This window comes from Micromonospora sp. CA-263727 (genome assembly GCF_050942455.1).
In the GTDB taxonomy this organism is placed as follows: Bacteria; Actinomycetota; Actinomycetes; order Mycobacteriales; family Micromonosporaceae; genus Micromonospora.
Genome location: NZ_CP192031.1, coordinates 3,894,625 through 3,920,719, shown reverse-complemented (window position 1 = coordinate 3,920,719; position 26,095 = coordinate 3,894,625). Strand labels below are relative to the sequence as shown.

The 26,095-nt window shown below is 72.4% G+C and carries 20 protein-coding genes; 3 read left to right on the top strand and 17 right to left on the bottom strand.

Annotation, left to right across the window (positions count from 1 at the left end; all coding sequences use genetic code 11):
- Window positions 1–18: 18 nt before the first annotated feature.
- Entirely contained in the window at window positions 19–1,095 is a 1,077-nt protein-coding gene (locus tag ACQPYA_RS17245) for a glycoside hydrolase family 19 protein (protein WP_433528110.1), read from the bottom strand.
- A 318-nt stretch (window positions 1,096–1,413) separates the two neighbouring features.
- Here ACQPYA_RS17245 and ACQPYA_RS17240 point away from each other — a divergent pair, with 318 nt between their 5' ends.
- Window positions 1,414–3,522: a cellulose binding domain-containing protein gene (locus tag ACQPYA_RS17240; protein ID WP_433528109.1), complete on the top strand. Its 2,109-nt coding sequence runs from the start codon at window positions 1,414–1,416 to the stop codon at window positions 3,520–3,522.
- A gap of 184 nt (window positions 3,523–3,706) precedes the next feature.
- Here ACQPYA_RS17240 and ACQPYA_RS17235 read toward each other — a convergent pair whose 3' ends face one another.
- The 3 genes from ACQPYA_RS17235 to ACQPYA_RS17225 all read right to left on the bottom strand — a co-directional run bounded on the left by ACQPYA_RS17235 (window position 3,707) and on the right by ACQPYA_RS17225 (window position 7,608).
- Window positions 3,707–4,789: a hypothetical protein gene (locus ACQPYA_RS17235; RefSeq protein ID WP_433528108.1), complete on the bottom strand. Its 1,083-nt coding sequence runs from the start codon at window positions 4,787–4,789 to the stop codon at window positions 3,707–3,709.
- A gap of 3 nt (window positions 4,790–4,792) precedes the next feature.
- Window positions 4,793–5,872 (bottom strand): hypothetical protein, encoded by a 1,080-nt coding sequence (locus ACQPYA_RS17230; RefSeq protein ID WP_433528107.1) that lies wholly within the window; start codon window positions 5,870–5,872, stop codon window positions 4,793–4,795.
- Window positions 5,873–5,952: 80 nt separating this feature from the next.
- Window positions 5,953–7,608: a hypothetical protein gene (locus tag ACQPYA_RS17225; protein WP_433528106.1), complete on the bottom strand. Its 1,656-nt coding sequence runs from the start codon at window positions 7,606–7,608 to the stop codon at window positions 5,953–5,955.
- Window positions 7,609–7,739: 131 nt separating this feature from the next.
- On the opposite strand from ACQPYA_RS17225, the gene ACQPYA_RS17220 reads away from it, so the two are divergent.
- Window positions 7,740–9,017 carry an MFS transporter gene (locus tag ACQPYA_RS17220; protein ID WP_433528105.1) on the top strand — a complete coding sequence of 426 codons (1,278 nt, stop codon included), beginning with the start codon at window positions 7,740–7,742 and terminating at the stop codon, window positions 9,015–9,017.
- A 283-nt stretch (window positions 9,018–9,300) separates the two neighbouring features.
- On the opposite strand, the gene ACQPYA_RS17215 is transcribed toward ACQPYA_RS17220, so the two are convergent.
- Window positions 9,301–9,945: a TetR/AcrR family transcriptional regulator gene (locus ACQPYA_RS17215; protein WP_433528104.1), complete on the bottom strand. Its 645-nt coding sequence runs from the start codon at window positions 9,943–9,945 to the stop codon at window positions 9,301–9,303.
- Window positions 9,946–10,080: 135 nt separating this feature from the next.
- On the opposite strand from ACQPYA_RS17215, the gene ACQPYA_RS17210 reads away from it, so the two are divergent.
- A complete protein-coding gene (locus tag ACQPYA_RS17210) occupies window positions 10,081–11,253 on the top strand; it encodes an acyl-CoA dehydrogenase family protein (RefSeq protein ID WP_433528103.1) in 1,173 nt (390 codons plus the stop codon).
- A gap of 97 nt (window positions 11,254–11,350) precedes the next feature.
- On the opposite strand, the gene ACQPYA_RS17205 is transcribed toward ACQPYA_RS17210, so the two are convergent.
- The 12 genes from ACQPYA_RS17205 to ACQPYA_RS17150 all read right to left on the bottom strand — a co-directional run bounded on the left by ACQPYA_RS17205 (window position 11,351) and on the right by ACQPYA_RS17150 (window position 26,075).
- The gene (locus tag ACQPYA_RS17205; RefSeq protein WP_433528102.1) at window positions 11,351–11,746 is read right to left on the bottom strand and encodes a PepSY domain-containing protein; all 396 of its coding nucleotides are present in this window, start codon (window positions 11,744–11,746) and stop codon (window positions 11,351–11,353) included.
- Window positions 11,739–13,331, bottom strand: a complete 1,593-nt coding sequence (locus ACQPYA_RS17200; protein ID WP_433528101.1) for a HAMP domain-containing sensor histidine kinase — start codon at window positions 13,329–13,331, stop codon at window positions 11,739–11,741. Before ACQPYA_RS17200 ends, ACQPYA_RS17205 begins: the two co-directional genes overlap by 8 nt.
- 7 nt (window positions 13,332–13,338) lie before the next feature.
- A complete protein-coding gene (locus ACQPYA_RS17195; protein ID WP_433528100.1) occupies window positions 13,339–14,013 on the bottom strand; it encodes a response regulator transcription factor in 675 nt (224 codons plus the stop codon).
- A gap of 145 nt (window positions 14,014–14,158) precedes the next feature.
- The gene (locus tag ACQPYA_RS17190) at window positions 14,159–16,024 is read right to left on the bottom strand and encodes an adenylyl cyclase (RefSeq protein WP_433528099.1); all 1,866 of its coding nucleotides are present in this window, start codon (window positions 16,022–16,024) and stop codon (window positions 14,159–14,161) included.
- A gap of 221 nt (window positions 16,025–16,245) precedes the next feature.
- Window positions 16,246–17,709, bottom strand: a complete 1,464-nt coding sequence (locus ACQPYA_RS17185) for a PepSY-associated TM helix domain-containing protein (protein ID WP_433528098.1) — start codon at window positions 17,707–17,709, stop codon at window positions 16,246–16,248.
- 311 nt (window positions 17,710–18,020) lie between these two features.
- Window positions 18,021–19,190: a 4-hydroxybenzoate 3-monooxygenase gene (locus ACQPYA_RS17180; protein WP_433528097.1), complete on the bottom strand. Its 1,170-nt coding sequence runs from the start codon at window positions 19,188–19,190 to the stop codon at window positions 18,021–18,023.
- 125 nt (window positions 19,191–19,315) lie between these two features.
- Window positions 19,316–20,458 (bottom strand): MFS transporter, encoded by a 1,143-nt coding sequence (locus ACQPYA_RS17175; RefSeq protein WP_433528096.1) that lies wholly within the window; start codon window positions 20,456–20,458, stop codon window positions 19,316–19,318.
- A 35-nt stretch (window positions 20,459–20,493) separates the two neighbouring features.
- Entirely contained in the window at window positions 20,494–21,300 is an 807-nt protein-coding gene (locus tag ACQPYA_RS17170) for an IclR family transcriptional regulator (protein ID WP_433528095.1), read from the bottom strand.
- A gap of 16 nt (window positions 21,301–21,316) precedes the next feature.
- Complete coding sequence (locus ACQPYA_RS17165) at window positions 21,317–22,777, bottom strand: benzaldehyde dehydrogenase (protein WP_433528094.1); 1,461 nt, start codon at window positions 22,775–22,777, stop codon at window positions 21,317–21,319.
- Window positions 22,778–22,810: 33 nt separating this feature from the next.
- Window positions 22,811–24,424: a thiamine pyrophosphate-dependent enzyme gene (locus ACQPYA_RS17160; RefSeq protein ID WP_433528093.1), complete on the bottom strand. Its 1,614-nt coding sequence runs from the start codon at window positions 24,422–24,424 to the stop codon at window positions 22,811–22,813.
- Complete coding sequence (locus ACQPYA_RS17155) at window positions 24,421–25,284, bottom strand: ABC transporter ATP-binding protein (RefSeq protein WP_433528092.1); 864 nt, start codon at window positions 25,282–25,284, stop codon at window positions 24,421–24,423. Before ACQPYA_RS17155 ends, ACQPYA_RS17160 begins: the two co-directional genes overlap by 4 nt.
- A complete protein-coding gene (locus tag ACQPYA_RS17150; protein ID WP_433528091.1) occupies window positions 25,281–26,075 on the bottom strand; it encodes an ABC transporter permease in 795 nt (264 codons plus the stop codon). The genes ACQPYA_RS17155 and ACQPYA_RS17150 overlap by 4 nt, the downstream gene beginning before the upstream one ends.
- Window positions 26,076–26,095 lie beyond the last annotated feature (20 nt).

Here is a 26,095-nt window from a genome sequence, read left to right as displayed (position 1 = left end):
ACGCCGGTCGGCGCGGCCTCAGCAGTAGAGGTTCGCCCCGGCGGGTACGCCGAGGATGCCGACGAACTGCTGGTACCGGGTGACCCGACTCTGTACCTGGGTGGGATTGCCACCGTTGCACTCGATCGAGCCGTTGATGCTGCGGATGGTCTGGCCGAACCCGGCGCCGTTGACCATCGCGTTGTGCGCGGTCATCGTGCCGGGGCCGTTCTGCGTCATCCAGTACCAGATCGCCGTCTTCCAGGCCACCGAGGCGTCGTTCTGCACCAGCCAGGGGTTGGTCAGCAGCGGCAGTCCGAGCGCGTTGCCGGCGGCGTTGTAGTTGAAGTTCCAGCTCAACTGGATCGGCCCGCGCCCGTAGTAGGCGGCCTGGCCGGCCGGGCAGCCGTAGGGCTGACCGTAGTCGCAGTAGTGCGGGTAGTTGGCGGTGTTCTGCTCCACGATGTGCACCAGCCCGCCGGTCTCGTGGTAGACGTTGGCCAGGAAGGCGGCGGCCTCCTGGCGTTGCACGGTGGCGCTGCCGGTGCGGGAAAACGCCGGGTACGCGCTGAGCGCGGCGACCAGACCCGAGTAGGTGTAGAAGGAGTTCCGGCCCGGGAACATCTGCTGGAACTGGGCCTCGCTGACCACGAAGCCACCGGGGTTGGTCGGCGGGTTGGTGGTGGGCGGCGTGCCGCCGCAGCTGTACGGGTCCCAGTACCAGGTGCTGATGATCGGGTCGTAGCCGGGATTGTCGTGCTTGGCGATGTAGTACTGGCCGTTGGTGTAGCGCACGATGCTGCCGGCCGGGTACCAGGTGCCGGCGGCCCAGTTCGGGTGGCTACAGCTGCCGCCCGGCGGCGGGTTGCCGCCGTCGCAGGCGCCGAGATCCTGCCAGACCCCCGTGGTGCCCGGCGGGGCCTCGCTCTGCGTCCACCACTTCGCCTGGTAGTTGCGCCCGTTGTGGGAGACCTGCATGCCTCCGGTGTAGACCGCCGAGGACTGCCAGGGGGTCGCGCAGGCGGCGGCGGAGGCGGGGGTCGACGGGATGACCGCCAGCAGGGTGCCGGCGAGGGTCAGCGTCGCGAGCGCGGCCAGGGCGCGCAATCTCGACATGTGATCACTCCTTTCCATCGGGAACGGGGTGTCGACGGCCGCACCGCGCATCGACGGACATCATCGTACACCAACTGTTCACAAACCTTACTATTCGTGCGCGCCGTTGAGTCGTCCCGAGCGCTGTGGGATTCTTGTGCCTCGATGCGTTGTCACGCGCGTGAGTGACCGTCGCCCAAGGGCAACCGGGACCGGCACGGTCCCCGGGGGGCGACGGCAGGTGGCCTGAACCGTCCGGGTGTCCCTTGCGCCGCCGAGGACCCGCCATCGGGGACCCGGGTCGGGCGAACTCCGCCGTGACCAACGAAGGAAACAACCATGAGAGATCCGAGCACCTCCGGTCGCCGCCACATCCCGGCATCGCGGCCGTCCCGGCGCGGCCGCGCCGCGCTGGTGACGGGCCTGCTGCTCGCCACGGGCATCCTGGTCGGCATCAACCAGCCGAGCGTCGGCGCGGCCACCGCGCCGGTGACCGTGACCGTGAACACGCGGGCCGGGTTGGCCACCGTGCCCGACACCGCACTCGGCATCAACCACGCCATCTGGGACTCCCAGCTGGGCAGCGTCGAGACGTCGGACCTGCTCCGCGCCGCGGGCGTGCAGATGCTGCGCTACCCGGGCGGCTCGTACGCCGACATCTACCACTGGCGCGACCACACCGCGCCCGGCGGCTACGTCGCGCCGGGCACCGACTTCGACACCTTCATGGCCGGCGTACGGCGGACCGGCGCCCAGCCGATGATCATCGCGAACTACGGCACCGGCACACCCGCCGAGGCCGCCGACTGGGTGCGGTACGCCAACGTGACCAAGAGGTACGGTGCCCGGTACTGGACGGTCGGCAACGAGAACTACGGCAACGGCCACTACGGGTCGGCCTGGGAGGCCGACCACCACCCGGACAAGAGCGCGACCTACTACGCGAACCTGGTGGTCGAGTACGCCGACGCGATGAAGGCCGTCGACCCCACCATCAAGGTCGGCGCGGTGCTGACCATGCCGGCGAACTGGCCGGACGGGCTGACCGCCGGCAACGACCCGGGCCCGTGGAACCAGACCGTGCTCACCATCGCCGGGCCGAAGATCGACTTCGTCGACGTGCACTGGTACCCGGGCGGCACCGCCGCCGAGTCGCTGCCGCGCACCAGCCACATCGACGACGCGATCCACCTGCTCCGGCAGCAGATCGCCCGGTACGCCGGACCGAACGCCGCCCGCATCGGCATCAGCCTCACCGAGCTGAACGTCACCTCCGGTGGCATGACCAGCCAGCCGGCCGCGCTGTTCCTGGCCGACGCGTACAGCGGGCTGCTGGCCAACGGTGTCTTCACCGTGCAGTGGTGGAACGTGCGCAACGGGATCGGCACGGTGTCCACCGTGGCCGGGCAGACCGACTACGGCGACTACGGCATGTTCTCCAGCGGCACCTGCACCTCCGACGGCTCGGTCTGCGAGCCGCCGCTGAACACACCGTTCGCGTCGTACCACGGGCTGTCCATGATGAGCCTCTTCGCGCAGACCGGCGACCAGTTCATCCGTGCCGGCTCGGATCAGCCGCTGGTTGGCGCGCACGCGGTACGCCGGGCCAACGGGGAGGTCGCGGTGCTGCTGGTGAACCGGGACCCGGACCACGCCCACCCGGTCACCATCGACTACGCCGGCTTCACGCCGTCGGCCGCCGCGCCGCGGGTCTACACCCACACCAACGGCGCCGCCGCCATCGCCGCCGGCCAGAGCGGCAGCGCCACCAGCCGTACGCTGCCGCCGTACTCGCTCACCACGCTCGTGGTCCGCCCGGCCACCGTGGTGACCGGCCAGCCCGGCGCGCCCGGCCAGCCCACCGCCACCGGCGTCACCGACCGGACCGCGACGATCTCCTGGCCGGCGGCCACCCGGGGGGCCAGCCCGATCGCCAAGTACGAGGTGTACCGGCAGAACGGCGCGGTCAGCGAGCAACTCGGCGAGACCTCGGGCAGCACCCTCACGGTCGGCAACCTCGACCCCGGCAGCCGGTACACCGTCAACGTGCTGACCCGGGACACCGCGGGCCGGGTCTCCTGGGCGTCGCCGCCGCTCACCTTCACCACCGGCAGCCCGGCCAGCAGCACGTGCAGCGTCCGCTTCACCAACACCACCGACTGGGGCAACGGCTACGTGGCCACCGTCGACATCGTCAACAACGCCACGAGCCCGATCAACGGCTGGACGCTGACCTGGACCTGGCCGACGACCTGGCAGCAGGTGAGCAGCGGCTGGAGCGCGAACTGGGAGCAGGTCGGCACCGGCGTCCGGGTCACCGGCAACGACGACAACCGCCAGCTCGCCGGCGGGGCCAGCACGAGCGTGGGCTTCGTCGGCGCGTACAGCGGGCCGAACGTGGTGCCGACCGTGTTCCGGCTCAACGGCACGCTCTGCACCAGCCTCTGACGTTGCCCGGTCGGCGGGTCGGCGGCGCCACCGCTGCCCCGCCGACCGGGGCTTCGCCACCGCGCCCCGAAGATCCGCGCAGTTTCGGGGATGGTGCTGTCTCCCGCCCGCGGCGAGGTAGCACCATCAGGGAAGTCGCGGGCTGCGTATCTTCCATCCGCACCGAGCTGGCCCGGGTGATCGGTTAGCGAACGGCAACAGGACTGGCGGGGCCGGTGCTCCGCAGCGAGCAGCAGTCCGATCCGGTACGCGAAGGACCGCGCAGGTCGACCCGGATCGCGTCCAGGAGCACCCCGGACGCCTGCTCGACCACGACGGGCGAACGCGACCGCCGCGAATCGCCGGAGCCGGTCGCGGCCAGCGGCAGCGGCACCAGGGTGCAGTCCTCCACCACCACGTCCTGGTATTCGAGCACCCGGATCGAGTGGTCGATCTCGCTGCGGCCCCAGCCCGCGATCCGCATCGCGTACAGCGGGCCGTTCCAGGACACGCAGGCCCGCGACACCCGGATCCGCTCGCCGACGGAGCTGCCGTTCGCCGAGTGGAACCGGTCCGTGTTGTCGCCCGGCAGCAGCCGGAAACCGATCTCGACCTCCGACAGGCAGACCCGGTCCACCTCGACGTCATGCACCGAGCTGAGGTAGAAGCCCTCGAAGGCGTCGGAGACGCGCAGGTCGGAGATGCGCAGATGGTGCGGGTGGTAGGACGGGCCGGTGATCGAGCTGACGCTGTCGCCGACCGCGCCCCAGTGCACGGCGATGCCGGTGCAACCACCCACGATCGACACGTCCGAGATGGCGATGTCGCGGACCGCGCCGACCACCGCGATGCAGTTGGCGTCGCGGGCGTCGCGGCGTTCCACCTGGACGCGCCGGAGCTGGATCCCCTCGATCCACTCCGCTTCGGCCGGGTAGAGATATTTTCCGATGGTGATCGCGGTGCCCAGGTCGCCGCCGTGCTCGCCGGGCGCGCACGGCGGTGGGCGGAAACCGATGTCCTGGATCGTCACCCGTGAGCCGAGCACATGGACGATGGGCTGGCCGTCCGGCGCGGACGAGGTCAGCCAGGTCGTCGCCGGCCCGTCGCCGGGCGCCGCGCCGGCCAGGGTCCAGCCGGATCCGAGGACGACTCCTCGGTCCAGCGGGAAGGTGCCCGCCGGCAGGCGGATCGTCCCGCCCGTTTGGGCGGCCAGTAGCCGCTCGATAGCGCCCCGGTTGGCCGCCGCGTCGTCGGTGAGCACCAGGTCGTGGCACGTGAGGTCAGTCAACGATCACCACTCCAACTCGACGACCTGGCAGACGAGTTCGGAGACCCGTCGCCGCATCGCCGTCACCTCGGGCTCGGCCAGCCCGATCAGCACAGGTCCCGGGGCCGTACGCTCGATCACCACGTCGAGCGCGTCCCCCGCCAGTGCCGTCGCGCTCACCGGGCAGTCGGTGCCGTCGAGGAGGCTCGCGGCGCGCACCACCACGTCGTCCGGGTGGGGCGGCCGGGTGAACGGCGACGCCTCGAACAGCGCATAGCCCGCCCCGCGCTGGGCCACCCGGAAGGCCTTCAGCACGGTCTGCCCCTTCTTGCGGCGCAGCCAGGCCTGGTTGGGCTGGCGAATCGCGGCCGGGGGCGCCGAGGCGGTCGTGGTGCGCAACCGGCACCGGACCGCGGTGTGGCCCGCATTGACCACGACGAACCTCGACCGGGCGGGACCCTCGCCACGGCCCCGAGCGCCGACCAGCCCGCCGGCGCTGACCAGGCCGGCGAGCTGCGCGGGCGCGCCGGTGAGGCGACCCGATTCCCTCCCCTCGCCGACGTCCCCGATCGCGACGACCTCGACCTGGTTGATGCGTACGCCGATCGCCGCCAGCGGGCTGAGCGATACGGCCGCCCACTGCGGCAACGCGGCGTCCGCAACCTCGACGATCAGCAGACCGTCCGCGCCCACCTCCTCGGCGCGCAGGTCGAACTCCACCCAGGCGTGCGCCTCCACCATCCGCAACCGACCCCGCTGGCGGCTGATCAGGGCAGCGGCCCGGGCGGTGCCCTGGGCCCGGACCATGACCAGGCGCGGCAGCTCGCGCACGCCCCGGTTCGGTGCGGCGACGCGGGACCAGGCGCCCTGCGAGGCGCCGTCGACGTGGAGATTCACCCGGACGCGGACCGGACGGCCGTCGGTGCGTACCTTCAGCACGACCGTGCCGGACGCGTCCTGGACCCGTCCCACGATCGCGACGCCCCGGGCCACCTTCTCGACCACCAGCACCTGCGGGTCGCTGCCGGAGGTGAACGTCGCGGGCAGGTCGCGCGACGGGACCGGATCGTCGAACTCGGTGGCGAACCATGCGCCGATCGCCATCGCCGGCCCCTTCCCAACCTCCCCTTGCGCCTCGGGAGAGGGCAAGGTCGACGCGCCGCGTGTTCCGGGTTGAAACGGGCTCACCGGACATCTCCGGGCACCCGGAGGTCCGTGCGGGTCAACACCGGCTCCCGCCGGGTCCACATCCGTTCCACGGCCTCGAACAGCGGATCGGCGTCGCTCTCGATGTGCCGGAACGCGGTCCGCACCGATCGCAGCAGGTAGTCGGCGGGCCAGACCTCCCAGTGCGGCACCTGGGGCGTGAAGAGGTCGGTGGCGCTGCGGTAGAACCAGAGCCACAGCCGGGCCCGCTCGACCTGCTCGGCCGAGATGATCTCCTCACCGTTCAGCATGGCGGTGATCGCGGAGTCGAGGGCCTTCCAGTAGGTCTCCGGGTCGTTGACCACGGTCGAGAGCCCGCACTCGCTCCACTCGGACCACCCCGCCTGGAGCACCGGGATGCCGTACGCGGGAAGCTCGTTGCTCACGCTGCCGCGCACGGTCACGCCGAAGTCGACGAGGCTCCACAGGCCGTTCTTGCTCAGATCCTTGCTGGGCTGGAACACCATGTGCCGGTGCCGCCCGTAGCGCCGGGCCACCGCGTCGAAGAAGTCGGTGCTGTCGTAGCGGAACTGGCTCGGATGATCCTGGAACAACCACTGCACCTCGGTGGCGGTGCTGGCGAACTGCGCCGTCTCCTCGAACCAGTCGGCCAGCGTGGGGAAGGACTGGTGGTTGGTGCCGGGCGCGTCGGAGACGGCGTGGTTGAAGACCGCCACGATCGGCCGCGACGGATCGAAGCCCAGGCTCGCCGCGAAGTGGGTACGCAACCGCGCCCGCTCGTCGCTGTTGGTGATGTCGACCGAGGCGCTGGCGCCACCGCGCCACCAGCTCGGCCGGCCCAGGTTGACCTTCGACCGCCAGGCGACCAGCTCCGCGTTGCGTCGCACCTCGGCCCGCCGCGACCACACCCGCTGCTCGAAGAAGCTGCCGATGTGGTGCGTCAGCTCGCCCCGGAAGGTGTGCTGACCGGTGTCGGTCTCGGGATAGAGGGCGTACGCCTTGAGGCAGCCGGTCTGCTGGGTGTGCACGATCGGCACGCCGGCCCGCCGGGCGGAGTCCACCGCCAGGCCCCAGTGATCGTAGTCGACGTGGCTGGTCACCAGGGCCACGACGGATCCGCCACCGAGCAGCGCGTCGTAGGCCGACGAGATCGATCGGGCCAGCGCCTGCCGCCGCCGGTAACGCGGGTCGGCGGCGGGATTCTCGGGCGGCCGGGGGCGCTTGGTCACCCGGCAGTAGGTGGCGCTGACGAACTCCGCCAGGGTCTCCTCGCTGATCGGGTCGCCCGGCGTCAACTGCCGCCCGAAGAGCGTCACCGGCACCGCGCCCGGCGTGGCGGAGTTGGCCGGCCCCTCGACAAGGCGGTAGAGGTCGATGACCTGGCTGGCCCCGTAAGCCTCCGCGATCTGCTCGACCAGCTTCACGTCGAACTCGGTCCAGAGCGCCTCGTGCCACATCTCCTCGACGCCGGTCACCACCACCAACTGGGCGGGCACGATCCGGCGGATCGCGTTCGCGAACGCCAGGTTGCGCATGGCCACCCTGATGTCCTGGTGGAACACCTCGACGACGATGTAGCTCTGGGACGGCGTGGACCCCAGGTTCTTGCGCCAGTAAACAGAAGCGGAGTCGAGGAAAGCCTCGAACTCCTTCTTGTCAGCCCCGAGCCACACCCGATGAACCGTCCTTATTTCCTGGATTGAGCCAGCGTCGGGACTTTACGGCCGGCTTCCGGACCCCAGCCAAACTGCCGGTGACTGGCCGGTGAACACCGTCGGTGGCGACTTTTGCGATGATCGGGCGCATGACAGGGGTCGGGGACTCACTGCGTACGGATCCGGTGACGATGCCTCGCCCCGAGCCGGACCGGCTGGGTGGCAGGTACTGGCGGCTCTGGTCGGCGTCGGCGGTGTCGAACCTCGCCGACGGGATCGTCAAGATCGCCCTGCCGCTGGTCGCGGTCGGCTACACCGGCTCGCCGGTGCTGGTCGCCGGGGTGGTGGCGGCGTTCAGCCTGCCGTGGCTGCTCTTCGCGCTGCCGGCCGGCGCGCTCGTCGACCGGCTCGACCGGCGTCGGGTGATGCTGGTCGCCAACACGCTGCGCGCGGCCCTCTTCGGCGCGATGGCGCTGGCGGTGGCGCTCGACGTCGGGTCGATCTGGCTGCTCTACCTGGTGGCGTTCGGTGCCGGCGTCGCCGAGACCCTGTACGACACCTCGGCCCAGTCGATCCTGCCGCAGCTCGTGGCGCGCGAGGCGCTGCCCCGGGCCAACGGGCGGCTGCACGCCGTCGAACTGGCCGCCAACCAGTTCGTCGGCCCGCCGCTGGCCGGGCTGCTGGTGGCCGCGGGCACGGCCGTGGCGCTGGCCGGGCCGGCCGGGCTCTGGGCCGTCGCGGTCGCGGTGCTGCTCCTGGTGGGCGGCCGGTTCCGGATCGAACGGGCGGGCCGCAGCACCCTGCGCGCGGACATCGCCGAAGGGCTGCGCTTCCTCTGGCGACACCGGCTGCTGCGCACCCTGGCGACAATGGTGGGCGTTAGCAACTTCATCACCAACGCCGTCTTCGCGGTGCTGGTGCTCTACGCGGTCGGGCCGGGCTCGGCGATCGGGCTCACCGAGCCCGGGTACGGGATCTTCCTGACCACCATCGCCGCCGGCATCGTGCTCGGCTCGCTGGTCGCCGGGTGGATCGAGCGCCGGCTCGGCCGGGCCCGCGCGCTCGGCGTGTCCGTGGTGGCCATGGCGGTGGTCGTCGGCGCTCCGGCGGTGAGCACCAACCCGTTCGTGCTCGGCGCGGTCTTCTTCGGCGGCGGGATCCTGCTCGCGGCCTGGAACGTGATCACGATCTCGCTGCGCCAGCGGATCACCCCGGACCGGCTGCTCGGCCGGGTCAACAGCAGCTACCGGCTGCTCGCCTGGGGCAGCATGCCGGTCGGCGCGGTGGTCGGCGGCCTGCTGGCCGAGCTGTTCGGCCTCCGCGCGGTCTTCGCGATCATGGGTGGGTTGGCGCTCACCCTGCTGCTCGGCATGCTCCGGGTCACCGACGCCGCCATCGAGGCCGCCGAACGCGACGCCGCCACCTGACCGCACCGGCCCGAAGATCCGTGGACCGGTCGCAGCGGCCTCACCCGACACCCGCCATCCGAGAGCGGCCGGCAGTAGGCCGGTGGAGGCGAGGCACGCAGTGACGCTCGGCGGCTCGCCTTCACGGCAGGCGCGCTCGACAACCGGCGACCGGCGCGGGTTTCCGGACTCACCGAGGTCATGACTCCGTGCGCAGCGTCTACTCCTAAGGCGCGCCCTGAAGCCCTGCGTCGAGGTCCCGGGTCGGTCGTGGCCCCGCCGCCGAAGGCCGCCCACTCGTCTGTCAAAGGGACGGCAGCGGGCCGACGGTGCGTTCGTAGGTGCGTGCCAGCCCGTCGACGAGCGTCTCCAGGCCAAGGGTGAAGGCGCCCTCGTCGACGCGTTGCTGGTGTTCGGCGAGGCGGTGGGCCTGGCTCAGGTGCGGGTACTGGTCGGCGTACAGCCCGGGGTCCTCGACGAAGCCGCGGGCGAACGAACCCAGCGCCGAGCCGGCCACGAAGTACCGCATCAGCGCGCCGATGTGGGTCGCCCGGGCCGGTGGCCAGCCCGCCTCGACCAGCCCGCCGTAGACGGCGTCGGCCATCGCCAGCGCGGCCGGACGCCGGCCGGGCCCCTGCGCCAGGTAGGGCACGATGTTCGGGTGGGCGGCCAGGGCCGCCCGGTAGGAGTGCCCCCACCGGCGCAGCGCCTCCCGCCAGTCGATCCTGCCGAAGTACGACACGTCGACCTGGCCGGTGATGCTGTCGGCCACCGCGTCGAGGATCTCGTCCTTCGTGGCGAAGTGGTTGTAGAGCGACGGGCCCCGTACGCCGAGTTCGGCGGCGAGTCGGCGGGTGGAGAACCCGGCCAGCCCCTCGGCGTCGATCAGCGTGGCGGCGGCCTCGACGATCCGCTGCCGGCTGAGCAGCGCCTGTCGTGGCCGGGGCATGGATCTTCTCCTCCTGCATGGTGTTCCGCCCGGAACTGTGCCACACCGGGGTCTGGACAGCATAAAACTTCCAGCGTTAGTTTAGCGCCATGGGTCGCGCTGAGCACGCGTCCACGGAGAGGAGCCGGTGAAGACATGGACTTCGGGCTGTCCGACGAAGAACGGGCCATCCGCGACACCGCCCGCGACTTCATCGCCAGAGAGGTCATGCCGCTGGAACAGGAGCTGCTGCGCCGGGAACGGGCGCACCAGCCCGGCCTGGAACGCTCCGAGCTGCGCGAGTTGCAGCTCAAGGCGCGCAAGTTCGGCTTCTGGGGGTTGGCCACGCCGCAGGAGTACGGCGGCATGGAGCTGCCCGCCGTCGTCCAGTCCCTGATCTGGACGGAGATCGGCCGGTCGTACCTGCCGTTCCGCTTCGGCGGCGAGGCCGACAACATCCTCTTCCACGCCACCGAGGAGCAGAAGGCGGAGTTCCTGCTGCCCACCATCGAGGGCGAGCGGATCTCCTGCTTCGCCATCACCGAGCCGGGCGCCGGCTCGGACGCCGCCAACATCCGGTTCAGCGCCCGCCGCGACGGCGACGACTGGATCCTCAACGGCGAGAAGACCTTCATCACCGGCGGCAACGACGCCGACTTCGCGATCGTCATCGCGGTCACCGACCCCGAGCGGGGCGCCCGTCACGGCGGCGCCACCGCGTTCCTGGTGGACCGGGCGATGGGCTGGCGGTCGGAGTTCATCCAGACCATGGGCGAGGGGGGACCGGCGTCCCTGGTCTTCGACGACGTACGGGTGCCGCACCGCAACATCCTCGGCGAACTCGGCCAGGGCTTCACCCTCGGCATGGAGTGGATCGGCAAGGGGCGCTACACCATCCCCTCGCACGCCGTCGGCATCGCCGAACGCGCCCTGCGGATGGCGATCGAGCACGCCAACACCCGGGAGACGTTCGGCGCGAAGATCGGCACCAACCAGGCGATCCAGTGGATGATCGCCGACTCGGAGACCGAGCTGGAGGCGGCCCGCTGGCTCATCCTGCGTGCCGCCTGGACGGTCGACGCCGGCCTGGACCCGCGGCACGCCTCCTCGATGGCCAAGCTCTACGGCGCCGGCATGGTCAACCGGGTGGTGGACCGGGTGCTCCAGATCCACGGCGGCATGGGCTACACCCGCGAGCTGCCGATCGAACGCTGGTACCGGCAGGTGCGCCTCTACCGCATCTTCGAGGGCACCGACGAGATGCAGCGGCTGATCATCTCTCGCGACCTGCTGCGCGGCTATACGAAACTCGGCGGGCACCTGGCATGACGCGCTGCGCGTCCGACCACGCTCCGCGATCCGCGGGGGCGGAATCCTGACCGGACCCGGCGACCGGCCTTGCGCCGGTCGCCGGGTCGCCGGGAGATCAGTCGCGGTCGTCGTCATCCCGGTCGTCGTCGTCATCGTCATCGTCGTCGGCGAGGATCGCACCGGTGACCGCGTCCACGTCGACCTCCCGTTCCCGGCCGCCGAGCACGAACTCGACCTCCCAGATCGGGCCGCCGTCGCGTTCGTCCAACTCGGCCTCGGTCACCCGGGCCCCGACGAACCGCTGGGTGACGATCTCGGCGGCCTGCACCGCGTTCACCGGACGCGGCCCGAACTTCGCGTCCAGCCTCGGATCGATCTCGATCTCGAAGCCCGCGCCGGATCCCGTGCTGACCCGCTGGCGTGAGTCCTTGGCGGTGGCCAGCGCGGTACCGGCGACCAACGGGACGGCGACACCGGCGATGGTGACCGCTACCAGCACTGCTCTACGCATCCTGACCTCCGAGGGTCTCCACTGATGCCGCGACGCCGGTGGCCGGTGGCGGCCCGGCGTCGTCGGCCGGCTGACTACGACCCGGAGTACGCGCCGGGTCGCCGGCCCGGCTCAGCCCTCGGCCGAACTCTGGCGGTTTCCTGGCCGATTCCTGGCATTGCGCCTCCGGCAGGACCACCACCGCGGCCAAACCGGGCCCGTCGACGGCGTCCAGCCGGGCCGTCCCGCCACTGCTCTCGGCGAGCTTGCGGACCAGCGCGAGCCCAAGCCCGGTCCCGCCGGGAGCCGCGCCGGGCGCCCGCCAGAACGGCTGGAACGCCTGCGTACGCTGCGCGGCGCTGAGTCCCGGGCCGGCATCGGTGACCCGCAGCTCGACCGCACCGGTGCCGCCGCCCGCCGTCGGGCCGGCTGCGGTGCCGCCGTCCACCGTTGGGCCCGAGGCGGTGTCGACGCCGGCCGTCGGGCCCCAGGTGACGGTGACGGTGCTGCCGGCGGGTGCCACGGCCAGCGCGTTGGCCAGCAGGTTGTCCAGGATCTGGTCGACTGCGCCGGGCAGCGACCAGGCCCGGGTCGGGTCCGGCCCGGACGTCCGCAACGTGACCCCGCGTGCGGCGGCCACCGGGGTCCAGGACTCGGTTCGGGTCGCCACCACGGCGGCCACCCGGACCGGCTCGGGCGCATCGGTGGGGTGGGCGCCGCGGGTCATCGCCAGCAGCGTGTCGACCAGTTGAGCCAGCCGGTCGGTCTCCACGAGGGCGGCCCGCAGGTTTGGCTGGCCGGCCGTACCGATGTCGGGTTCGAGGTTCTCCAGGCGCAGCCGCAGTGCCGCCAGGGGCGTCCTGAGCTGGTGTGAGGCGTGCCCGACGAAGGACTGCTGGGCGGCGATCAACTCCTGTAACCGGGTGGCGGTGGCGTTGAAGGTGGCCGCCAGGCGTCGCAACTCGGGCGGGCCGTGTACCGCCGTTGTGGACATCTCGCCGTCGGCGAGCCGGCGGGTCGCGCGTTCCAGGGCCCGGACCGGCCGGCCGATCCAGCGGGCCAGCGCCACCGCCACCACTGCCACGGCGGCGAGCACGACCACCCCGACCCCGGCCAGTACCGACCAGAACTGGTGGATCCGGGTGGTCATCGGCGCGGTGGGGGCGCTGAACAACAGCGCGCCCTGGTCCGGCTTGCCCGGGTGGATCGGCACGGCGACCCACATCGTGGGCACCCCGTCGGACCTCCTGATCCCGCTGCTGACCTGGCCACCGGCGACCGCCGAGAGATCTACCGTCGCGACCAGCGCGGCCGACGCGGCGTGGTCGCGGCGGGTCGCGGAGAGCACCCGGCCGTCGGCGTCCACGATGTCGACCTCGCCTCCCCAACGCCGGGCCGACTCCTCGGCCAGCAGGTCGATCTGGTCCGGCTCGCCGCGACCGAGCGCGGTGTCGACGAATGCGGCCAGCACCTCGGCGTCGTGTTCGAGGTGCCCGAACACCCGCTGCTGCTCGCCGCGCTGGTAGACGTAGCCGAGCGGCACTTCGAGCGCGACCAGGATCAGCAACGCGAAAGTGAGGTAGGTGACGAGGAGCCGGCGGACCATGTCCGGGTCAGGACGTCACGGCGAGCCGGAAACCGACCCCGCGGAGGGTCTCGATGCAGGCCGGATCGCCGAGCTTGCGGCGCAGGCAGGCGACGTGGAAGTCCAACGTCTTGCCCCGCCCGAAGAAGTTCGGTGACCACACCGTCTCCAGCAGGGTCCGCCGGGTGACCACGGCACCCGGATCCGCGGCCAGCGCCACCAGTACGTCGTACTCCTTGGGGGCGAGGGGGACCGGCGTGCCGCGCAACCGGACCCGGCGGGTGCGGCGGTCGATGACCAGGTCGCCGACCCGCTGCGCGCCTTCCGGCGAGCCGTGCCCGCCGCCTGCGCCCGGGGTGGTCCGGCGGCCGACGGCATGCATCCGGGCCACGAGTTCCCGCAGGCTGAACGGCTTAACCAGGTAGTCGTCCGCGCCGAGTTCCAGTCCCAGCACCCGGTCGGCCTCGCCGCCCCGCGCGGTCAACATGATCACTGGTACGTCCGCGTGGTGCCGCAACGTGCGGCAGACCTCGATGCCGTCGATGTCGGGCAGGCCCAGGTCCAGCAGCACCATCTCGGCCCGGGCCGCGGCGAGCGCCGCGGCGCCGGTGGCCACCCGTCGCGCGCAGATGCCGTAGCGGGCCAGCCCGTCGACCAGTGGCTCGGCGATCGAGTCGTCGTCCTCCACCAGCAGCACGTCCATCGCACGGCCTCCTCACGCCTGTGGTCCCCCGACCGTTGCGAGCAGGAGTACGGCGCGGCGCCGGCAGGGAGTTCAACCGCCGAGCTGAGACGTTAAAAGGGGCCCCTTCCTATGCACGAGGCGTTAAGAAGGGGCCCCTCCTTTCCTACGGGTACTGGGTGAGGTAGACGGGGGCGCCGACGCGGTCCATGTCGGCCGCTTCGCCGACGCCGTTGACGACGTGGTCGATGGTGCCGGCGCTGAGGTTGACCGTCATGATGTGGCGCAGCCGGATGCCCGGCCGGACCGGCACCTCGAAGCCGTTCTCGGTACGGATCGACGGGTTGTTCTGGTTGAACACGTACACGCCGCCGCCGTACAGGGTGTGGTGCCGGACCCGGTCGCCGACCTTGTAGCCGGCCCACCCGTTGACCTTGCCGTTGCGCCAGTCGGCCTGCGTCGGCGGGTCGTACGGCAGCTCGTTCTGGTAGAGGATCGTGGTGCCGTGCTCACCGTTCCAGACGGTGTTGTACCGCTGGAAGTGCTCGACGAAGAGGCCGGTGGCGGTGACGTGGTCGCCGTTGATGACCGCGCCGTAGCGTCCGGTGTTGGTACGCCAGCGGTCGGTGTCACCGTTGACCCCCTTGGTGAAGCCCTCGACGCCGTGGTCACCGCGCCACACCCAGGTGTGGTCGATCAGCACGTGGTCGCTGTTGACCTCCAGCGCGGTGTCCGTCTTGCCGATGTGCGGCCCGCCGACCCGGAAGTACACATCGGAGAGCGTGATCGGGTTTTTCGGCGTGCTGTGGCCGCGCCCGTGCTTCTGGCCGACCCGCAGCAGCACCGGGGACTCCTTGAGTCCGGCGTCGATGGTGACGCCGGCGACGATCACGCCGGGTACGCCGGCGACGTCGAGCGGCACCGCCCCGTTCACGGCGGTGAGGGTGGCGTGCCCGATGCCGAGGACGACCGTGTCGGGGCGGCGCACCTCGATGCTGCGCGCCACGCCGTACACCCCGGGGGTGAGCAGCAGGTGCTTGCCGCGGGCGAGCTGGGCGTTGATGACCTGCGCCGAGTCCGACGGCCTGGCGACGAAGAAGTCGCCGATCGGGATGCTCCGTCCCGGCGTCAGGCCGTTGGCCCAGGTGACGCCGCGGGTGTCGGGTCGGGCGATGGGCACCCGCACCTGGTACTTGCCCTTGGCGTCGACGAAGAGGTACGGCTTCTCCCGGCTGACCGGAGTGGTGTCCAGCGTGGTGTACGGCGGGTCGGGGAACCCGGCGTCGTCGGGGGCGCCGACCACGCCGGAGAAGACCTGGTTCCACACGCCGTTGGACCAGCTCTCGACCTCGCTGTCGCGGGTCAGCCACTGCTGCTGGGAGCCGTTGATGGTGGCGGGCAGCCGGGAGTCGGCGATGAAGCCGCCGCTGGCGTACTGCGGCCCGTTGGTGCAGTAGTCCATCAGCGACAGCGTGCCGCCGCTGATGTCGAGCCGGCGCAGCGACACCGCCTGGGACACTGCCCAGAAGTTGGCCGAGGCGCGGCAGTCGTCCTGGCCCGCGGCGTTGATGCGCAGCGACAGGTTGGACAGGGTGCGCCAGAAGTTGACCAGCGCGATGCAGTTGCCGGTGCCGCCCTCGGTCAGGCAACGGTTGTACGCCTCGACCTTGCCGTTGATCACGACGTCGGTGGGGGAGGCGCCCAGCCCGGAGATCTCGGTGTAGTAGCCGACCCTGATCTGGAGGGGCTGGGTGGCGGTGCCGTAACTGCCCGGCCGGAAGAGGTACGCGTGCCGGGTGGTGCCCATCTCGTTGTCGACCTGCGCGGCGTGGGCCGCGTCGAGGGTCGCCTGGATCTGGCTGACCGGCATGCTCGGGTCGAAGATCGTGACGTTGGGCCCGAAGCCGGGCGTGGTGGGGCGTGGCGGGCCGGCGGTGACCGGGGTGTTCGTGGCCACCGCGGTGGTGGTCAGCACCAGGCCGAGGGCCAGTGCCCGGCCGAGTCGCCGTCGTGATCGTGGTGGGGTCGGCATACGTTCGTCCTTCCCGTCGGGCCCTGTGCTCGTCCGGCCCGGCGACATGGTGGACCACGGTGTGAGAGCGCTCTCTTGCCGTGGCGGACTTGTATCACGGTGTGAAGGAACTGGGTTGAGATGTTTCTACCCCGTAACGTCGCCGCGCGCCATGGTCCGGACCATCGATTTCCAAGGGCGCGTCCCGGCCGGATCGGGCGACCCGGCCGGGACGGGACCGGTCAGCTACCGGCGGGAGCGGCCCTGCCGCCGCCACGCCGGGCCGCGACGCCCAGCACGACGTCTAGGACCAGGAAACCGAGCAGGGTCACGCCGAACCACGGCAGCGCCCAGCCGGCCGCGACGGTCACCGGCACGCCGACCAGCAGCGCCCACAGTGGCAGCCCGCGCAGGCCGCCCCGGGCCGGCGGCACCCCGACCAGGGCGCGCCGGTCGGCGCGGGTGGGCCGGCGTTGCCACCACATCCGGTAGCCCCAGACGATGACGCAGAGCAGGCCGACGGCGAGCGCGGCGAGCAGGATCTGGTTGACCACGCCGAAGAGCAGGCCCATGTGGGCCTGGACGCCGAGGGCGCTGAGCTTGGCCAGGAAGGGCCAGTCGGCGAAGTCGCTGCGGGCGGTCACCGCGCTGCTGTCCGGGTCGATCGCCACCCGGTCCCGCCCGACGGGCCAGAGGTTGTCGGTCTGGGCGACACTCCAGGCGGTGCCGGGCTCGCCCGGACTGATCTCGACCGGTCCGGACAATCCGGCGTCGCGGGCCACGGCGAGGACCCGGTCGAAGGTCGCCGGGTCGGCCGCCGCCGGTGGCGCGCCACCGTGCTGGTGCTCCCCGCCGCCGTCGGCCGGTGCGCCGGTCAGGCTGGTCGACAGGCCGGGCCGGCTGGCGTCGAGGGCGGCCAACCCGGCGGCGAAGTTCTCCCCGGCGAACCGGGACCAGGTCAGCCCGGTCGCCGAGAGCATCAGCAGCCCGACGGCGAGCCAGACGCCGGTGGTGGCGTGCCAGCCCCGGGTCCGCCGGACACCCTTGGCCGCCGAGAGATCCGGGGCCAGCAGGTGCTTGACCCGGCCACGGCCGTTGCGGCGGCGACGCCACCACAGGATCACCCCGCCGAGCACCAGGACCCACAGCCAGCTGGCGGCGATCTCCGAGTAGTGCCGGCCGAGGTCGCCCAGGTGCAGGTTGCGGTGCAGGTCGTCCAGCCAGGTGGTGGCGGGGGTGGAGCCGAACCAGGTGGTCAACTGCCCCCGCACCTCGCCCGTGTACGGGTCGACGTAGACGGTGTGCTGCTTCTCGCCCAGTTCCGGCAGCGCGAACACCACCTGCGTCGTCCGGTCGTCGATGCCGGGGGAGACCGCGGTGAGGTCGCCGTCCGGGTGGGCGGCGCGCGCCGCGGCGATCTGCTCGGCCAGCGGCCTCGGCTGCTCGCCGACGGCCGCCACGGTGAGCCGGTCTCCGTAGAGAAGCTGGTCCAGTTGCGGTGTGACGGTGTACGCCAGGCCGGTCAGCGCGGCCACCACCAGGAACGGGGCGACCAGAATGCCGGTGTAGAAGTGCAGGCGGACCAGCAGCGCCGCCAGCGGCGACGGGCGTCGTTGCGGACGGGCAGCGGATGCGCCGGCGGCGGCCGGTTCCGGGCCGGGGGAGGGCTCCGGCGCCGACGCGCCGGACAATTCCGTCAGAGACATGCACTTTTCCGATCGACATAGAGGTGTACGTGTGAAGCTGGCCCGTGCCCCTCGGGTCAGTGCTGTCGCCGTTCGCCCGGATGCCCGCCGCCTGAGCACCTAGTCGCAGACCGGCCCCCGCCAGTTCCCGGAGTCCCGCCCGAGATCATTCGCCCGGCCCATCACGGCGCGGATGCATGGCCGGTGGCGGATGTCGTCAGGAGCCTGATTTCACCGAGAAATAAATATTTCTCGGTGAAATCACATCGATGGGAGACCTGCCCCTCGGCGCTCTCCCCCTGCCCGTTGACCCCGCGCGGCGGGGCCCGGCCTCACACCTGGGGTAGGCCGACGTAGTTCTCCGCCAGGCTGGTGGCGTACGCCGGGGAGGTGGTCACGTAGCGCAGGGTCGCCGACTGGAGCTTCGCCTCGTACGGGTCGTCGGCGTTGAGCCGGTGCAGCATCGAGGTCATCCACCAGGAGAACTGCTGCGCCCGCCAGACCCGGCGCAGCGCCGTGTCCGAGTAGTTGTCGAGCAGGTCGGTGCGGCCGTCGGCGTACCAGGCGGCGAAGGCGTCGCCGAGCAGCGCGACGTCGGCGAGAGCGAGGTTCATGCCCTTGGCCCCGGTCGGCGGGACGATGTGCACGGCGTCGCCGGCCAGGTAGAGCCGCTGCCACTGCATCGGCTCGACCACGAAGCCGCGCAGCGGGGTGATCGCCTTCTCCAGGATCGGCCCCTCGTTGAGCGTCCAGCCGGGCACCGTCTCCAGCCGGGTCCGCAGCTCGGCCCAGATCCGCTCGTCCGGCCAGTCGGCGATCTCCTCGTCGGCGGGCACCTGGAGGTAGAGCCGGGAGATCTCCGGCGAGCGCAGGCTGTACAGGGCGAAACCGCGCTCGTGGTGGGCGTAGATGAGTTCGTCCACCGCGGGCTTCGCGGCGGCGAGGACACCCAGCCAGGCGAACGGGTACGTCCGCTCGTAGGTGCGTAGCACCCCGTCCGGCACCGCGCCCCGGCTCACCCCGTGGAAGCCGTCGCAGCCGACCACGAAGTCGCAGTGCAGCTCCTCCTCCCGGCCCTCGTGCCGGAAGTGCACCGCGGGCGCGGACTCCAGGCCGGACAGGCGTGCCGCCTCGGCCTCGAACAGGATCGTCCCGCCGGCGGCGAGCCGGGCGGCGATCAGGTCCTTGACCACCTCCTGCTGCCCGTACACGGTGATCGCCCGCCCGGTCAGTTCGGTCATCGGCACCCGGTGCGACTCGCCGTCGAAGCGCAGCTCGATGCCCTCGTGCCGCATCCCCTCGCGGTCCAGGCGCGCGCCCAGCCCGGTCTCCCGGAGCAGGTCGACCGAGCCCTGTTCGAGCACCCCGGCGCGAAGCCGCTGTTCCACGTACTCCCGGCTGCGGCTCTCCAGCACCACGGAGGAGATGCCCTGCCGGTGCAGCAGGTGCGACAGCATGAGACCGGCCGGTCCCGCCCCGACGATGCCGACCTGGGTGCGCATCCCTGCCTCCTTGACGTCCTGATGATGGCGGCGACCTTGCCGCCCCGGTCATCAGCCTGCCCGCCGGCGGCGGACGCCGCCGCTGCCGGTTTCCGCTCAGTGGAAAACCAACTTGATCATTTTGGTCAGAGCTGCCGGTCCCGGCCGGCCCACCAGGCGGCCGTGCCCATGGTGACGGCCGCGAAGCAGAGCGCGGCCAGCGGCACGTTCCAGCCGGCGGAGGCGTCGCGCAGCCCGCCGAGCAGCAGCGGCCCGGCGGCGCCCACCAGGTAGCCGACCGACTGCACCGTCCCGGACAGCTGCCGGGCCGACTGCGGGCCACCGGCCCGCAACACGATCAGGGCCAGCGCGAGACCGATTCCCGCGCCCTGCGCCAGCCCCGTCACGGCCGCCCACAACAGGTACAGCGCCGGGGCCAGCAGCAGGCCGGAGAGTCCCACCGTCCACGCCGCCGCCACGCCGACGCCGAGCAGGCGCTGGTCGGGCAGCCGGCCGGCCACCGCCGGCGCGGCCACGGCGGTGGCGATGCCGAGCAGGTTGAACAGCCCGAGCGCCCAGCCGGCGTCGGCCGGGGAGACGCCGCCGTCCCGCAGGATCGTCGGCAGCCAGGCCAGCAGCGCGTAGTAGGTCAGCGACTGCATGCCCATGAACGCGGCGAGTGCCCAGGTGATCGGGGAGCGCCGTACCGAGCCGCCACCGAGGGTGAGCGTGCCGGCGCGGTGGCGTCGGCGCAGCTGCGGCGCCCAGACCACCGCGGCGACCGCGGCGAGCGCGCCCACCAGCAGCAGGGTGCCCCGCCAGCCGATCCCGGTGTGCGCCAGCGGTGCGGCGACCGCCGCCGCGACCGCCGCGCCGCCGGTCAACGCCGCCGTGGTCAGCGCGGTCACGGTGCCCTGCCGGCGCGCGAAGTCCTGCTTGACCATGCCGGGCACCAGCACGTTGCCGATGGTGATCGCCGCGCCGATGACCACCGTGCCGGCGATCATCCACCAGATGCCGGGCACGGTGCGGACCACGCTGCCCGCCACGATGCCGAGCATCCCGGCCAGCAGCGCGGCCTCCATCCCGATCCGGCGGCCCAGCAGCGCGGCGAGCGGCGCGAACAACCCGAAGCAGAGCACCGGCAGCGTGGTGAGCAGGCCGGCGGCGAAGTTGCCCAGGTCCAGGTCGGCCTGCACGTCCGGCAGCAGCGGGGAGAGCACCGCGATGGCGGCCCGCAGGTTCAGCGCGAGCAGGACGACACCGAGCAGCGCGCCCGACCCCGCCACCGTGCCGACGCTACCCGGGGCTGCACGGAAACCACTCACGCGCTCGCCCGTCGTCGCGCCGGTGCGTACGGGGGCATCGTTTCGTGCGTTTCGGCCAGCCGGTCGGCCACCTGCTCGGCGGCGGCCCGTAGCGCCGGCACCAGCCGTTGCGGGGCGGCGCCGAGGCTGTGCCCGACGACCCCGATCGCGGCCAGGATCGTACCGTCGGCGTCGGGCACCGGGACGGCGACCGAGCAGGAGCCGAGGGTCATCTCCTCGTGCGTACGCGCCCAGCCCCGCTCCCGGATCCCGGCCAGCTCGCGGGCCAGCCGGCCCGGTTCGGTGACGGTGTACGCGGTGCAGCGGCGCAACGGACGACGCAGGTGCGCGGCGATCACCTCCGGCGGGGCGAAGGCCAGCAGCGCCTTGCCGACCCCGGTGGCGTGCAACGGCAGCCGGCCACCGGCCCGGGAGATGGTGGGGACCGACCGGTGCCCGGTGACCTTCTCCACGTACAGCGCCTCGTCACCGTCGCGGACCGCCAGGTGCACGTTCTCCCGCAGGGTGGCGTACAGCTCCTGGAGGAAGGGCTGCGCCGCCTCGCGCAGCCGGGTGTGCAGCGGTGACAGCAGCCCGGCCTCCCACAGCCGTACGCCGATTATGTAGGTGCCGTCGGCGGCCCGGGACAGCGCCCGGCCGGTCACCAGTTCGGCGACCAGCCGGTGCGTGGTGGCCAGCGGAAGCCCGGCCCGCCGGGCGATGTCGCTGAGCGCCAGGGCCGGGTGGGCCACGTCGAACGCGCCGAGGATGGCCAACACCCGCGAGGTCACCGACGCCCCCGGGGAGCGGGTCCCGCCCGCCACGGTGCTCTCCCTCCCCTCAGAACGGGTACCGGGTGATGTCGCCCTGCATGGTCAGCCACTGCGTCTCGGTGAACGCCTCCACGTTCGCCGCCGCCCCGCCGAACCGGGAACCGGTGCCGGAGGCGCCGACCCCGCCGAACGGGGCCACCGCCTCGTCGCCGACGGTCTGGTCGTTGATGTGCACGATGCCGCTCGGGATGCGGTCGGCCAGCGCCATCGCCTTCATCACGTCGCGGCTGAGGACGCCCAGCGACAGCCCGTACTCGGTGCCGTTGGCGAGGGCCGCGGCCTCGTCCAGGTCGGCGAAGGCGACCACCGGGGCGACCGGGCCGAAGACCTCCTGCGCGTACACCGGAGTGGTCGGGGTGACGTCGGCGAGCACGGTCGGGCGGTAGAACAGCCCGTCGTAGGTGCCGCCGGCGGCCAGCCGGGCCCCCGCGTCGACGCTCGCCGTGACCAGGGCATGGATCTTGTCGCGCTGGGCCTCGTCGATGATCGGCCCGAGCGCCACCTGCTCCTTGGCCGGGTCGCCGACCGGCAGGTGGTCGGCCTTGGCGGCCAGCGCCTCGACGTACCGCTCGGCGAGGCTCTCGTGCACCAGGTGCCGGCCGGTGGTCATGCAGATCTGCCCCTGGTGCAGGAAGGAACCCCACGCGCCGGCCGAGGCGGCGAGGTCGAGATCCGCGTCGTCGAGCACCACCAGGGCGGAGTTGCCACCCAGCTCCAGGTGCGCCCGCTTGAGGTGGCGGGCGGCGGCCTCGCCGACCTTGCGGCCCGCGGCGGTCGAGCCGGTGAAGCTGATCACCCGTACCCGCGGGTCGGCGACCAGCGCCTCCCCGGCGTCCACCCCGCCGGGCAGCACGTGCAGCAGCCCCTCGGGCAGCCCGGCCTCCTCGAAGACCCGGGCGAGGGCCAGCCCGCCGGAGACCGCCGTGCGCAGGTCCGGCTTGAGCACCACCGCGTTGCCCAGCGCCAGCGCCGGCGCGACCGAGCGGATGGCCAGGATCAGCGGAAAGTTGAACGGCGAGATGACGCCGACCACGCCGACCGGCAGCCGGCGGGCCAGGCTCAGCCGGGGCTGGGCGCTCGGGATGATCTCGCCGAGCGGGTGCGCGGCCAGGGCCGCCGCCTCGTAGCACTCCTGCGCCGCGGTGGCCGTCTCGACGCCGGCCTTCGGCGGAATCGACCCGGCCTCGCGGACCAGCCAGTCACCGACCTCGGCGGCGTGCTGCTCCCACAACGCCCCGGCCCGACGAAGCACGGCGGCCCGCTCCAGGTAGCTGGTCGCGGCCCAGGCACGCTGTGCTTCGGCGGCCCGGGCACAGGCGCGTGCCACGTCGGTGGCGTCCGCCACGCCGACCCGGCCGATCTCCTCTCTGGTGGCCGGTGAGCGGACGGGCGCCGTGCCGCCGGCCGCCTCCACCCAGCCATCGCTGTAGACGGTGCCGTGCCAGGTGCCGGTGTCGAGCAGGGTCATCGTGATCCTCCTTGCCAGGTGGTGCCGAGATGTTCAGGGTTCGACGTACCCGTCGGCGACCGGCACGTCGAGCAGCAGCGGCTCGGTGCGGTCGGCCAGGGTGGGCACGACCTCGTCCAGGACGGCCAGCAGGTCGGCGTGGCCGGTGATCCGGCGGGCGGGGCAGCCCAGCGCGCGGGCCAGGTCGTGCACGCTGACCTCGTCGAAGGCGGGCCAGGGCGCCTTGCCGCCGGCCCTTTCGGCGAGCCGGTCCATGATGGCGTACCGCCCGTTGGAGAGCACCACGAAGAGCACGCCGCAGCCGTACCGGGCGGCGCTCCACAGGCCCTGGATGCCGTAGAGCGAGGAGCCGTCGCCGAGCACCGCGACCACCGGCCGCGACGGGTCGCCCAGCCGCAGCCCGGCGGCGGCGGGCAGGCCGAAGCCCAGGCCGCCCATGGCCGCGCTGACGAAGCCCCGGGGCTCCCGGGCGGGCAGCAGCCGGTGCAGGTCGGGCCGGCTGGACGGGGTCTCCTCGACCAGCACGACGTCGCGGGGCAGCCGCTGGGCGAGGGCGACGAAGACGTGTTCGGGCCGCATCGGCTCGCCGTCGGCCGGCGGCGCGACGATCACTTCCCGGGTCGCCGGCAGTGAGCCGGACCGGGGGGCCGTCGCGGTACGCGCGCCGAGCTGCTCGGCCACGGCCGCGCAGAGCGTCGCCGGGTCGGCCAGCACGGCCAGCTCGGCCCGGCTGTGGTGCAGCTCGTCCGGGTCGTCGGAGACCACGGCGACGGTGAGCCCGTCGGGCACCAGCGGCCCGGGCTGGAACGGGTACTGCCGGAACGCGCCGGTGCCCACCACCAGGGCCACGTCGTGCCCGTCGAGGGCCGCGCGCAGCCGGGCCCGGCCGGCCGGCAGGTGTCCGGCGAAGTTCGGGTGGTCCTGCGGGAAACCGGCGCGGGCCCCGAACGGCTCCTGCCATACCGGCGCGCCCAGCCGCTCCACCAGCGTGACGAGGGCGTCCCAGGTGCGCCGGTCGTCGGCCCCGGCGCCGACCACCACCACCGGGCTGGCGGCGGCGTCGAGCAGCCGGGCCAGCTCCTCGGCGGCCGGACCCGCGCCGGGATCGGCGCGCCGGACGGTGAGCGGGGCGGCCAGGCCGAGCGACGGGTCGACCGGCGCCGCCCAGTCGTCCATCGGCACCACCACGATGGCCGGGCCGCGGTGCGCCACCGCCTCGTGCCAGGCCCGCCGCACCGCCGCCGGCACGTCCTGCGGCAGCACCGGTTGGTTGACCCAGACCGGGTACGCCCCGGCGAGCCCGTCGAGCCGCCCGGCGAGGAACGGCTCCAGTGCCAGGTGCCGGCGGTCCTGCTGGCCGACGAGCACGACCAGCGGGGCGCGGTTCACCCGGGCGGTGGCCAGGGCGCCGACGGCATTGCCGAGCCCGGCGGTGGTGTGCAGGTTGACCAGGGCCGGCTGCCCGGTGGCGAGGGCGTGCCCGGTGGCCATGCCGACCACCGAGCCCTCGTGCAGGGCCAGGACGAACTCCAGGTCGTCGGGGAGATCGGTGAGGAAGGGCACCTCGGTCGAGCCGGGGTTGGCGAAGACCCGGTGCATGCCGAGCTGGCGCAGCACGTCGAGGGTGGCCTCCCGGACGGTCGTCACGCGGTCACCGTCGGGATCGGGTCGGCGACCGCCACGGCCGGGTCACCGGTCGCCGCGCTGCTGGCGCGGTGGTACGTCTTCGCCCGCTGGATCTGCGCGAAGACGTGCGCCCGCAGTTCGGCGAAGCGGGCCGACGAGCGGGTCGACAGCTGGTCGCGTTCGGCGGGCAGGTCGACGGTGACGTCGTCGATCACCACGGTCGGCGAGGCGGAGAGCACCAGCACCCGCTGGCCCAGGTAGACCGCCTCGTCGATGTCGTGGGTGACGAAGAGCGTGGTCACCCCGAGCCGCTGCCACAGCGACCGGACCAGATCCTCCAGGTCCGCGCGGGTCTGCGCGTCGACCGCGGCGAACGGTTCGTCCATCAGCAGGATGTGTGGCTCGTACGCGATGGCCCGGGCGATGGCGACCCGCTGCTGCATCCCGCCGGAGAGCTGCCACGGGTAGGCCCCGTGCACGTCGGCCAGCCCGACCGCGTCCAGCGCCTGGTGGATCAGCTCCGCCCGGCGCGCCCTCGGCAGCTTCTTCTGCTTGAGCGGCAGCTCGACGTTGCCCCGCACGGTCATCCAGGGGAAGAGGCTGCGGCCGTACTCCTGGAAGACCACCGCCATGCCCGGCGGCGGCCCGTCGACCGACTCGCCCTCCAGCACCACCTCGCCGGAGGTCGGCGCGAGCAGGCCGGCGATGCACTTGAGCAGGGTGGTCTTGCCGGCGCCGGAGGGACCGACCACGCAGACCAGTTCGCCCTTGGCGACCGCGAAGGTCAGGTCGCGGACCGCCTCCACGCTGCGGCCGTGCCCCTCGTACACCTTGCGTACACCGCGCACGTCCAGCAGCGCCTCGGTGCGGCTCTCGTTCATCTGTTTCCTCCTCGCTGGGCCTGCCGCAGGCCGAAGTACCAGTTCAGGACGCGTCGCTCGAAGACTCGCATGGCGGTGGCCAGCAGGAAACCGAGCAGACCGAGCAGCAGGATGCCGGTCCACATCTCGGTGACGGCGAAGGAGCGCTGGAACTGGATGATGCTGAAGCCGAGCCCGTTGCTGGCGGCGAACATCTCGCTGATCACCATGAGGATGATCCCGATGGAGAGGCCCTGCCGCATGCCGGTGACGATCTGCGGGCTGGCCGAGCGGATGACCAGGTGCCAGAGCCGGGCCGGGCCGCGTACCCCGTAGCAGCGCGCGGTCTCCACCTGCACCTCGTCGACGGCGCGGACCCCCTCGACGGTGTTGAGCAGGATCGGCCAGACGCAGCCGGAGACGATCACCAGCACCTTCATGGTGTCGCCGATGCCGGCGAAGAGCATCAGCACCGGCACCAGCACCGGTGGCGGGATGGCCCGGAGGAACTCCAGCACCGGCTCGCAGAAGGCCCGCAGCCGGGGCGACGACCCGATCGCCACCCCCAGCCCCACGCCGAGCAGCACGGCGAGGGTGAAGCCGCCGAACAGCCGCAGCAGGCTGGGCAGCACGTCGGTGCCGAGCCGGCCGGAGTGCACCCAGACGTCGGCGATGCTGGCCAGGATCTCCGACAGCGGCGGCAGGTAGTAGCTCTCGCTGTCGGCGGTGAGCACCCACCAGACGGCCAGCAGCACGATCGGCAGCGCCAGGGCGGCGACGCTGGCCCGGGTGACCCGGCGGGCGAGGGTCATGCCGCCACCTCGCTTCGCTC

Coding starts and splice junctions, on each gene's coding strand:
- ACQPYA_RS17155 (WP_433528092.1), bottom strand. CDS start 25,284: ATGAACGAGAGCCGCACCGAGGCGCTGCTGGACGTGCGCGGTGTACGC.
- ACQPYA_RS17180 (WP_433528097.1), bottom strand. CDS start 19,190: ATGCGCACCCAGGTCGGCATCGTCGGGGCGGGACCGGCCGGTCTCATG.
- ACQPYA_RS17240 (WP_433528109.1), top strand. CDS start 1,414: ATGAGAGATCCGAGCACCTCCGGTCGCCGCCACATCCCGGCATCGCGG.
- ACQPYA_RS17165 (WP_433528094.1), bottom strand. CDS start 22,777: ATGACCCTGCTCGACACCGGCACCTGGCACGGCACCGTCTACAGCGAT.
- ACQPYA_RS17215 (WP_433528104.1), bottom strand. CDS start 9,945: ATGCCCCGGCCACGACAGGCGCTGCTCAGCCGGCAGCGGATCGTCGAG.
- ACQPYA_RS17205 (WP_433528102.1), bottom strand. CDS start 11,746: ATGCGTAGAGCAGTGCTGGTAGCGGTCACCATCGCCGGTGTCGCCGTC.
- ACQPYA_RS17190 (WP_433528099.1), bottom strand. CDS start 16,024: ATGCCGACCCCACCACGATCACGACGGCGACTCGGCCGGGCACTGGCC.
- ACQPYA_RS17220 (WP_433528105.1), top strand. CDS start 7,740: ATGACAGGGGTCGGGGACTCACTGCGTACGGATCCGGTGACGATGCCT.
- ACQPYA_RS17210 (WP_433528103.1), top strand. CDS start 10,081: ATGGACTTCGGGCTGTCCGACGAAGAACGGGCCATCCGCGACACCGCC.
- ACQPYA_RS17245 (WP_433528110.1), bottom strand. CDS start 1,095: ATGTCGAGATTGCGCGCCCTGGCCGCGCTCGCGACGCTGACCCTCGCC.
- ACQPYA_RS17150 (WP_433528091.1), bottom strand. CDS start 26,075: ATGACCCTCGCCCGCCGGGTCACCCGGGCCAGCGTCGCCGCCCTGGCG.
- ACQPYA_RS17195 (WP_433528100.1), bottom strand. CDS start 14,013: ATGGACGTGCTGCTGGTGGAGGACGACGACTCGATCGCCGAGCCACTG.
- ACQPYA_RS17230 (WP_433528107.1), bottom strand. CDS start 5,872: ATGGCGATCGGCGCATGGTTCGCCACCGAGTTCGACGATCCGGTCCCG.
- ACQPYA_RS17200 (WP_433528101.1), bottom strand. CDS start 13,331: ATGGTCCGCCGGCTCCTCGTCACCTACCTCACTTTCGCGTTGCTGATC.
- ACQPYA_RS17185 (WP_433528098.1), bottom strand. CDS start 17,709: ATGTCTCTGACGGAATTGTCCGGCGCGTCGGCGCCGGAGCCCTCCCCC.